This window comes from Actinomycetota bacterium, from assembly GCA_041658565.1.
GTDB lineage: Bacteria > Actinomycetota > AC-67 > AC-67 > AC-67 > JBAZZY01.
This window is the reverse complement of record JBAZZY010000106.1, coordinates 1-2,533: the sequence shown is the minus strand read 5'-3', so window position 1 is coordinate 2,533 and position 2,533 is coordinate 1. Positions and strand designations below refer to the sequence as shown.

At 63.4% G+C, this 2,533-nt stretch carries 5 protein-coding genes and 1 tRNA gene; 5 read left to right on the top strand and 1 reads right to left on the bottom strand.

The window, feature by feature from the left end:
- Positions 1 to 211 (top strand): DUF433 domain-containing protein (locus WDA27_15525; GenBank protein ID MFA5892334.1); only part of this gene is annotated, 211 nt, incomplete at its 5' end.
- A gap of 52 nt (positions 212 to 263) precedes the next feature.
- A complete protein-coding gene (locus tag WDA27_15520; GenBank protein ID MFA5892333.1) occupies positions 264 to 605 on the top strand; it encodes an HIT family protein in 342 nt (113 codons plus the stop codon).
- 323 nt (positions 606 to 928) lie between these two features.
- Here WDA27_15520 and WDA27_15515 read toward each other — a convergent pair.
- Positions 929 to 1,000: transfer RNA gene (locus WDA27_15515), tRNA-Arg, on the bottom strand.
- Between the two features lie 300 nt (positions 1,001 to 1,300).
- Between WDA27_15515 and WDA27_15510 the strand changes: the two genes are divergently transcribed.
- The 3 genes from WDA27_15510 to WDA27_15500 form a co-directional block, all read left to right on the top strand.
- The gene (locus WDA27_15510) at positions 1,301 to 1,546 is read left to right on the top strand and encodes a PLDc N-terminal domain-containing protein (protein MFA5892332.1); all 246 of its coding nucleotides are present in this window, start codon (positions 1,301 to 1,303) and stop codon (positions 1,544 to 1,546) included.
- Positions 1,547 to 1,791: 245 nt separating this feature from the next.
- Complete coding sequence (locus WDA27_15505) at positions 1,792 to 2,175, top strand: hypothetical protein (GenBank protein ID MFA5892331.1); 384 nt, start codon at positions 1,792 to 1,794, stop codon at positions 2,173 to 2,175.
- Between the two features lie 220 nt (positions 2,176 to 2,395).
- Positions 2,396 to 2,533, top strand: a 138-nt coding sequence (locus WDA27_15500) for a DUF433 domain-containing protein (protein MFA5892330.1), incomplete at its 3' end; no start/stop codon positions are given.

The following is a 2,533-nucleotide window of genomic DNA, read 5'->3' as shown; positions in this document are numbered from 1 at the left end:
CGATCGGATCACGATCCAGCCCGGGAAGCGCGGGGGAAAGCCCTGCGTTCGCGGGCTGCGGATCACGGTGTCCGACGTGTTGGGCTATCTCGCCTCGGGGATGAGTGAATCAGCGATCTTGCGCGACTTTCCCGACCTTGAGTTGGAAGACATTCGCGCCTGTCTCGCGTTTGCCGCTGATCGTGAACGCAAGCTCGTCGCGGGCGCTTGAGACTCCTTTTCGACGCCGATATCTCGCACGCTCTGAGCTTGTGCGCGCGAGCATGGATGTGTGTCATCTTGTGAACGGCTGGATTGCCTTGAACGGAGGTGGGATGGTCGATCCGAACTGCAACTTCTGCGGCATCGTGGCCGACCCGCAATCCGCGCACGTGGTGTGGGCGGATGACGAACATGTTGCGTTCCTCGACCGGAACCCGGTTGCGGAGGGGCACGTGCTCCTGGTTCCGCGAGCGCATGTCGCAAACACTCGGAGCGGTTGCCGCCGTCACGGACCTCTTCGATGGTCAGCCGCAGGGGACGCCCGAGTACGCCGTCATCAAGCTGGACGGTGCCTGGTACCGAGTTACTCTCGAGGAGCGCGGATGACGGCTTCGCTCCTCTGACGACTTCCTTGTGCTGGCGACTGCGTCGTCGGCTCGGTGCTCGGCCAGCCTAGGAAGGGGCGTACGAGCCTGAAAGCCTTTGTGACCGTGATCCTGCTCGCAGCTTTATTCCAGAGTAAGACTCGTTCCCCTGACCATCTCGCATACGAAAGGGGCGAGGACTTAGCCCCGCCCCTTCGCGTTCGAGACGTCCCGTGGTGCACGGGTGCGATCCTGCGATGGGTTCATTGTGGCACGTCCATGTTTCGATGCAAGTGCCGGGTGGCAGGACGGCTATTCCTGTTCGCCGCCCCGGCGATGGTCCCTCATCGGAATATGAGGGGTGGACCCGACGAGAATCGAACTCGTACTTCGAACTTCGCAGGATCGCGTGCTACCAGTTACACCACGGGCCCACCGCCACGCGCGACGGTAGAGGTTTAGGCGCGGCGAAGCACGACCGGGAATAGCGAGAGAACTTGGCCGATCTGAGCCGCCCGCCGATGAGCGCCTGCGACTCGCGGAAGGTATGGGATGGCCTGCGCGTCGAGCCGGACCTGTTTCCGCCGGCGACGCGCAGCGGGCCGGGCGTGTCTGATTGCCGAGGGCCGGCGTAGGCTTACGCGTGATCGTGCGGGAGTGATCCTGGGGGATGCGCGCGAGCGGGCTCCCTTTCGAGTTCACGGGCGACTGCGGAATCGGCGGGAGGGGGGCACATGGTCTTGGCAGTCGATGTTGGACCGCAGGAACTGCTCGTCTTGGTTGTCGCCTTGATTGCGATGGGCGCGCTGCCGATCTGGGGGATCATTGACGCGGCGGTGCGGCCCGAGAGTCTTTGGCAGGGAGCCAACCAGAACAAGGTCGTGTGGATCTTGGTTCAGATCTTCCTCGGAGTCATCGGCTCGATCGTCTACTTTTCCGCCATCCGACCGAAGCTGAAGCGAGTCCTCCTCGATCCCTGAGACCGGCAGCGCGGCACGGGGGTGGATTCGCTCCCTGAGCCTAGAATTCGGCGGGTGGTGGGGCGAGTTCTACCTGCCATAACTGTCGGGGTTTCCCGTGACCATTCGCCACATTGAGCGAATCTGCTGACGCGCGCCCGAAATGTCGGTTGCCGCGCTATCCTGTCTGGGCGGGCTTGTCGCGGTCCGCACGCGGGGGAGTTCAGGCGGATGTAGCCCCGCTCCCAGGGCAAAGGAGTAGACCAGTGGAACAGGCCAGGACTAAGGCGGCCGATGAGAAGTTCTGCGAGTCGTGTGGCGAGATCATCAAGATCCGCGCAGAGCTTTGTCCTAAGTGTGGTGTCCGGCAGATGCCGCCATCCGCGCCCGGCAAGTACGCCTCATACGAGAACGTCCCGTGGTACCGCCGCAGCGGGCCAGTGAGCGCCATGGCCGTTGTTGGGGCCTTCTTGTTCGCGCCGCTCCTGTGGGCCGTCTGCGTCATCGTCCTCACTGGCGACGTCTACTACAAGGCCTTCGACGAGAAAGGCCAGCTCAAGACCTGGTGGGTCGGAAACAAGGTGGCCGCCGTCATCCTTATGATTCTCCAGCTGGTCCTCTGGATAGCTATCTTCTCGGCGCAGGGATGAGACGTCCGCAGGACCGCGTGCTCCACCTGTCGGCCCGTGGCTCGACGGCTGCTCCGGACGTGCGCGATCCGGGCGCGTCAAGAGACCGGAGACGGGAGCGCAAGCATTATCGACCACATCTGTCGGGCAGCGGCGACCATTTGCATCGCCGAGCAACCCCACGGTTTGAAAGGGGAATGTGGAACTTGTCCGCTTCGCGGATACCGCGCCACGGACTACCGTGAACTACCGCGATCGGATCACGATCCAGCCCGGGAAGCGCGGGGGAAAGCCCTGCGTTCGCGGGCTGCGGATCACGGTGTCCGACGTGTTGGGCTATCTCGCCTCGGGGATGAGTGAATCAGCGATCTTGCGCGAC

Coding starts and splice junctions, on each gene's coding strand:
- WDA27_15520 (MFA5892333.1), top strand. CDS start 264: ATGGATGTGTGTCATCTTGTGAACGGCTGGATTGCCTTGAACGGAGGT.
- WDA27_15510 (MFA5892332.1), top strand. CDS start 1,301: ATGGTCTTGGCAGTCGATGTTGGACCGCAGGAACTGCTCGTCTTGGTT.